This window comes from Gracilibacillus ureilyticus (assembly GCF_900111195.1).
Taxonomy (GTDB): domain Bacteria; phylum Bacillota; class Bacilli; order Bacillales; family Amphibacillaceae; genus Gracilibacillus; species Gracilibacillus ureilyticus.
Genome location: NZ_FOGL01000014.1, coordinates 44,689 through 51,485 on the forward strand (window position 1 = coordinate 44,689; position 6,797 = coordinate 51,485).

Sequence of the window (6,797 nt, forward strand, 5' to 3'; positions counted from 1 at the left end):
CTATCCCTCCCCTTATTTCATAGATTGCATTACTGTATCTCTATCTTTGTATTGAATATCATATATTCTTCTATAGGCACCGTTTTGCTTAATTAACTGCTGATGTGTACCTCTTTCTACAATAGACCCGTCATTTAATACTAAAATCTCATCTGCATGTTTTAATGACGAAATACGATGGGCAATAATAAATGTTGTTCTGTCTTTCATCACTTCTTTTAACGCTTTCTGAATAAGAAACTCTGTCTCCATATCGACAGCCGATGTCGCATCATCAAGCACTAAAATCCTTGGATCAATTAGAATAGCTCTCGCAATAGCTATTCTTTGCTTCTGCCCGCCAGATAACCCCATACCCCGTTCTCCGAGCATGGTGTCGTATCCGTTCGGCATTTCCATAATAAATTCATGAGCTTGAGCTCTTTTCGCAGCAGCGATAATCTCTTCCATTGATGCTTCAGGATTTCCGTATGCAATGTTAGCTTTAATGGTAGTGGAAAATAAGAAAGATTCTTGCAACACAAACCCGATGTGCTTTCTTAATCCTTTCAGTTCATATGCCGTTGTTGGTTTTCCATCAACCAATACCTCTCCTTGATCCGGCTCATAAAACCTTGTAATAAGCTGTGTGATACTCGTTTTACCAGCACCAGTGGGACCAATTAGCCCAATGACTTTACCTGGAGGTGCATCAAACGAAATATTCCTTAAAGCCGCATCGTCATCCGCTATATATGTCAGAGAGACATCACGGAAAGTAACATGACCTTTAAATTGATCAGCGCTCAACGGCTGCTCTTCTTCGACAATATCCTCTTTTGCTTCAAGGATTTCCAAAAGTCTTTCCCCAGAAGCTTTTGCCTGTGAGAATTGGTTAACAATGAAACCTAAATGCATTAACGGTCCAAGTATATATGACACGAGACTGAAAAAGGCAACTAACTCACCTAATGCTAGCTGGTCATTAATAACTAAATACCCGCCATATACGAGCAATGCTACCATACTAACGTTTCCAATGAACTCCATCAGAGGAAAATACTTCGCCCAAATATTCGAAGTTTTTATATTTACTTCACGGTAATTAATATTATTTGTTGAAAAGCGGTCAATTTCAAAATCTTCTTTTGATAAAGATTTTACTGTGTTCATTCCACTGACATTTTCCTGAATTCTCGTATTTAATGATCCAAGTGACCGTCGAATACTTCGGAATGCCGGGTGAACTTTTTTGTCAAAACGGTAGACAATAACCGCAAGAAAAGGCATAACCGCCATTGTCACTAAAGCTAATGGTACCGAGTAATAAAACATAACACTTAGACTGATAATAATAAGCAGTGTCACCCGTATCAGTTCTTTAAAACCTGCAGCAAGAAAGAACCGGAATCCCTCTACATCCATCGTTAAACGTGACATTAAATCACCGGTACGCGCATTATCATAATAAGTGAATGATAACCTTTGCAGTTTTTTATACAACTCATTACGTAATTCATAAACTGATTTTACTCCAAATAAATCTCCTAAGTACTGTTGCAGAAAATTAGCAACACCTTTTATTACCATTAAAGCGATAAATGCAATTGCTAAGTATGGTATTAATTGATATTCCCCAGGTGTAACGACATCGTCAATTGTAATTTGGAGAATAATTGGATAAACCACAGTGATTGCGGTTACAAATAAAACAGATAAAACAGAAAAATAGAAGTACTTCTTAAAAGGCCAGTAAAATTGCTTTAATTTTTTAAATGTTTCCAAACTTTGCACCCCCTAATTTTACGTAAATATAAATATAACGGTTTCCGAAATGAATTTCCACCTTTTCGACTTAATTTCTAAAATTTTTATATAAAAACTAAGAAATAGATATGCCATTAAATTTCGGTAACCTTTCAGACAAACTGTTTCCTTCTTTTGGATGATTTGAATGTTAGTGAATAGTGGACTAACTCGCCTTTGGCAAATTATTTATTAAATAAAATAAAAAAATGCCCTAAAAAGGACATTTTTATTTTTCATTTTTTCCAAGCACCCTGTTTACACGTTTGCGGAGCATCTTCATTCCGCCACCGCCAGCCTGGAAGTGCCTTAAGTTACCTTCTTCATCAAATACATAGTACGCAGGCACATACTGGTTTTCGAACGCATCAGTTAAGGCGTGTTTATTATCAACAAAGATAGGCTGCTTAATGTCATGTTCTTTTGCCACTTCTTTAACCTTGTCAAGGTCTAAATCTTTTTCTGAACGAGGCATGTGTACAGCGATGACATTCAATTCGTCATTATATTCATCACGAAATTCATTCACATTAGGCATTGCTTCTTTGCAAAGACCGCAGCTTACTGACCAGAAATGAATAAGGGTTGGTTTATTGCCAATTAAGTCTTCTTTTTTCACTTCACCGTTTAACCATTCTGTTGCCCCTTCAAGTTCAGGCATTGGAGCTCTCAATTTCATTAGTAAATCCTCCCAAAGTATCTCAGTTAATATAAAGATGGAAGGTCTAACATGTCGTTAGACCTTCCTGTTTATTATAAAGTTTCCTGACCTGGTTTCCAGTTCGCCGGACATAAACCACCTGTCTGTAATGCTTGAAGTACTCGAAGTGTTTCATCTACATCACGACCGATATTATTGTGGTTCACTACCTGGTATTGTAATTCACCTTCAGGACTGATAATAAACAGACCGCGAAGAGCAACTCCCTCTTCCTCGATTAACACACCATAGTCTTTTGCTACCTGGTGATTCGTATCAGCTGCTAAAGGATAGTTTAAGTCTCCTAAGCCATTATCTTCTCTTGATGTTTTAATCCATGCGAGGTGTGTATGAATAGTATCAGTAGAAACACCGATAACTTCAGCATCTAAATCTTCAAATTCGTCGTAACGATCGGATAGTGCAGTTATCTCGGTTGGACATACAAATGTAAAGTCCATAGGATAAAAGAACAATACTGTCCATTTATCATTTTTCATGTTTTCTTCTAATGATACTTTTCCAAATTCTTTGTTAGCTAATACTGCTTCCATTTCAAAACGTGGTGCTTGTTTTCCTACCATACGTTCAGCCATAATAAATTATCCCTCCGTACAAATTCTATTTATTTTCTCACCAAAATTATAAGAGATAGAATTTATAACGTCAACAAATCTACTCACACTTCATGATTAAGGAAGTTATTTCCAACATTTTTATGAAATATTTGATTGTCTCTAATGTTTTCACTTATGATATGTATATCATCATAAGAGGAGGAAAAACATGTTTAGTTTTGATTTAGATTACCTGCTGCAGCAAAGTTTAGAAATTGGAGTAAAGCTGATTGTATTAATCATAGCTTTTCTCATTATTTCACCACTCGGGAAGAAAGCCATTTCCAGGCTGATACAAAGATCGACTTCCCATAAAAACGTCCCTCAGCCAAGAGCTGTAACGTTAGAAAAATTACTAATTAATATATTTTCATATACGTTAATTTTCGTATTCATTGTTATGTTCTTCGCTATCATTGGATTAGAAATCGGCCCGCTGATTGCCAGCGCCGGTGTGGTTGGTTTAGCGATCGCATTTGGAGCTCAGGGACTTGTCAGTGATATTGTGACAGGGTTCTTTATTCTACTGGAAAAGCAAGTAGATGTTGGGGATTACGTTACTGTAGCAGGATACGATGGCATAGTCGAAGAAATCGGCCTCCGAACAACACAAATTAGAGGATTTGACGGTACATTGCATTTTGTTCCAAATCGTGAGATTTCAGGGGTTAGTAACCATTCCAGAGGCAATATGCGTGCATTGGTTGATATCGGAATAAGCTACGAGGACAATATTGATCAGGCAATCCAGGTATTAAAAGATGTCTGTACAGAATTTGAAAACGACGAGCGATTTACTGAAGGGCCGGATGTGCTTGGTGTACAGTCATTTGGATCAAGTGAAGTGGTTTTACGTGTGATTGGCAAGACGGAAAACATGGCTCAGTGGGGAGCTGAAAGAGATATTAGAAAGCGGATCAAAGAAGCCTTTGATGCAAATAGCATTGAGATTCCATATCCTCATCAGGTAAACGTAACAAAAGAAAACTAAAATAATAACCGGGGGTTTTATTCCCCGGTTATTTCATTTTCCGAAGTGTGTCTGTCACTGCTTTTACTCCAACAATAATCGCATCCTCATTTGGATTCAGCTTGCTATGGTGTAAACCATAATCTGATTCCACACCTAACCAGAACATAAAACCAGGAGTGTCTTTCAGGAAATATCCGAAATCTTCACCTGTCATTGCTGAATTTGCTTCAGTATAATGAATCCCTGCATCCTTCATTATCTCCCTAAATTCACTTACACACTGTCCGTGGTTATATACCTGATAATACATAGAACCATAATCTGTCGTTATTTCGCAGTCATATGCAATTTGAAATCCGGCAATCATGTTCTCCAGTTCTGTTTTTATAATTGACATTGTTTCAGGCTGGAGTGTACGAATAGTCCCTTCCAGACGTGCTTTCTCTGCAATAATATTCTGGACAGTCCCTGCAGTCATCTTCCCAATAGTAATGACCCCACTGTCTAATGGATCCACTTTTCTTGAGATTATATGTTGTAATTGTGTGACAAATGTACTGGCAGTTACAATCATATCCCTTGTTAAATGTGGGTATGCCGCATGGCCCCCTTTGCCTTTAAAATCAATAAATAACTCACTTGTATTAGCAAAAAGGATCCCTTCCCTGCTGGATACAGTACCAACAGGTAATTCGGGAGCTATATGTAAAGCAAAGATTTTATCTATTTCCCACTGTTTAAAAGTGTCCGATTTAAGAATCGGTTCCGCTCCGCCGGGCCCTTCCTCTGCTGGTTGAAATATAAAAAGCACATTATCATTAATTGGATTGGATGAAATCTCATCTAAAGCTCCTAATGCTATTGTCATATGGAGATCGTGCCCGCAAGCATGCATATTCTCTCGATGAACAGAACCAAAAGGCAAGCCGGTTTCTTCCACGATAGGCAATCCATCAATATCTGTCCGATACGCTATTGTTCTCTTTGGATTTAATCCCTTAACAAATACAAATAAGCCAGTTTCCCATTTTGTTATATGAATATTAGTGCGATTCATTTGCATGATCGTTGCAAGCAAATACTCCTGTGTCTTAAATTCCCGGAATCCGAGCTCAGGGATCTGATGCAGATCTCTTCTAATTTTGATCAGTTCTTCTTTATTCATCTAAGAACACCCCCCAATAAGGTTCATTTTATTAAGTTTCACACTGTGAAAAAAAAAGACAGGAAATCAACATCCTGTCTTGCCGGTTTCTTCATTATTCATTATCAAGCTTTCTCAATGCTTCAATAATTTCAGTTTTTGATTTCGTCTGGTCATCAATTTCTTTAATTACTTTTGCTGGTGTACCTGCAACTACTGTGTTAGGAGGTACATCCTTAGTTACAATTGCTCCTGCAGCCACAACTGCACCTTCCCCTACTCGTACACCTTCTAGTACGACTGCATTTGCACCAATCACAACACCATCTTCGATCACTACCGGCTGTGCTGAAGGCGGCTCAATTACACCCGCTAATACTGCTCCAGCACCTACGTGGCAATTTTTACCAACAGTTGCTCTTCCACCAAGACATGCATTCATATCAATCATTGTTCCTTCTCCAATTACAGAACCGATATTAATCATTGCACCGAACATCACAACTGCTCCATCACCAATTTCCACTTGTTCACGAATTATAGCACCAGGCTCAATACGGGCATTTATATTTTTCATATCAAGTAATGGGATTGCTGAATTTCTGCGGTCATTTTCGATCACATAATCTTCAATTTGTTCCTTATATGTATTTAGAAGTTCATTCACTTCTTTCCACTCACCGAAGATCACACCAGTTGTGTCATTTAAAAAAGTTTGAACAGACCCTGCAGCTTCCACTTTATCTAGGCCGCTCCCTTTTACATAAACTTTTACAGGTGTTGACTTCTTACTGTTTGAAATAAACGAAATAATTTCGTTAGCATCCATCATTTTCATTAATATTTCCTCCAAAATAATTTGTATTTATTATAATGTACTAAAAATATGATTCATGTACAAGCATTTATGATTGTTCAATATAGAGAGTTTTATTTACTTCTTTTAAGATCGCTCTTCTTGTCAGTATTCCAACAAAGAAATTTTCATTATCTACCACACATGCAAAAGCATGATCAATAACAACCTTTAATGCAGTCAGAAAGTCTGTATCTTGCTTAATTGTTGGCTGATCTTTATGCATCACACCCTCTACTTTGATGTCTGATAATCTTTCCATTTCAAACCGTTCCATACCAATTACACTTTTTAAAATAGGAGTCTTTGCAATTGTTCCCTTATATTTATAATCTAAATCTAACACAGGTACAGATGAATAGCCTGACTCTACTAAAACAAGCAAAGCGTGTTCAACCGGATTTCCAATTTGAACATGTGCTACTTTCTCTGCAGGTATCATTATATCACTTACTTTTAATCCTTCTAATCTCTGCTTTAATATACTGGACATGTTGACACTCCTTTTAATTTTGGTGAAGGAGTAATGTACTCACCCTTCCTATTTTAACATAATTTTTGAAAAAGTGTGTATATCGTATGTCGTGGAAGCCCATTTTAACGAACTTCCGACAGAAGTCTCCCTCTTCAAGCGTGTGAAGGCCGTAGTCCAACGGAGGAACAGGCTTTGTTGATGCATAAAACCTTTGGTTGTGTTCGCTTTGTCTATAACAAAATGTTAG

The 6,797-nt window shown here is 37.4% G+C and carries 7 protein-coding genes and 1 pseudogene; 2 read left to right on the plus strand and 6 right to left on the minus strand.

The features are described 5' to 3' along the window. Positions 1–12: 12 nt before the first annotated feature. The 3 genes from BMW36_RS13475 to BMW36_RS13485 all read right to left on the minus strand — a co-directional run bounded on the left by BMW36_RS13475 (position 13) and on the right by BMW36_RS13485 (position 3,081). Positions 13–1,764 (minus strand): ABC transporter ATP-binding protein, encoded by a 1,752-nt coding sequence (locus BMW36_RS13475; RefSeq protein ID WP_089741981.1) that lies wholly within the window; start codon positions 1,762–1,764, stop codon positions 13–15. Positions 1,765–2,014: 250 nt separating this feature from the next. Then, entirely contained in the window at positions 2,015–2,464 is a 450-nt protein-coding gene (locus tag BMW36_RS13480; protein WP_089741983.1) for a TlpA family protein disulfide reductase, read from the minus strand. A 74-nt stretch (positions 2,465–2,538) separates the two neighbouring features. Next, a complete protein-coding gene (locus tag BMW36_RS13485) occupies positions 2,539–3,081 on the minus strand; it encodes a peroxiredoxin (protein WP_089741985.1) in 543 nt (180 codons plus the stop codon). A 190-nt stretch (positions 3,082–3,271) separates the two neighbouring features. Between BMW36_RS13485 and BMW36_RS13490 the strand changes: the two genes are divergently transcribed. Beyond that, positions 3,272–4,093, plus strand: a complete 822-nt coding sequence (locus tag BMW36_RS13490) for a mechanosensitive ion channel family protein (protein ID WP_089741987.1) — start codon at positions 3,272–3,274, stop codon at positions 4,091–4,093. Positions 4,094–4,121: 28 nt separating this feature from the next. On the opposite strand, the gene BMW36_RS13495 is transcribed toward BMW36_RS13490, so the two are convergent. The 3 genes from BMW36_RS13495 to cbpB form a co-directional block, all read right to left on the minus strand. Continuing rightward, a complete protein-coding gene (locus tag BMW36_RS13495; protein WP_089741989.1) occupies positions 4,122–5,240 on the minus strand; it encodes an N-acetyldiaminopimelate deacetylase in 1,119 nt (372 codons plus the stop codon). A 94-nt stretch (positions 5,241–5,334) separates the two neighbouring features. Next, positions 5,335–6,057 carry a 2,3,4,5-tetrahydropyridine-2,6-dicarboxylate N-acetyltransferase gene (gene dapD, locus BMW36_RS13500; RefSeq protein ID WP_175480470.1) on the minus strand — a complete coding sequence of 241 codons (723 nt, stop codon included), beginning with the start codon at positions 6,055–6,057 and terminating at the stop codon, positions 5,335–5,337. Between the two features lie 67 nt (positions 6,058–6,124). Then, positions 6,125–6,568, minus strand: coding sequence for a cyclic-di-AMP-binding protein CbpB (gene cbpB / locus BMW36_RS13505; protein WP_089741991.1), 444 nt, complete (start codon positions 6,566–6,568; stop codon positions 6,125–6,127). A 165-nt stretch (positions 6,569–6,733) separates the two neighbouring features. Between cbpB and BMW36_RS20610 the strand changes: the two are divergent. Next, positions 6,734–6,797, plus strand: a pseudogene (locus tag BMW36_RS20610) (helix-turn-helix domain-containing protein); the annotation flags it as partial.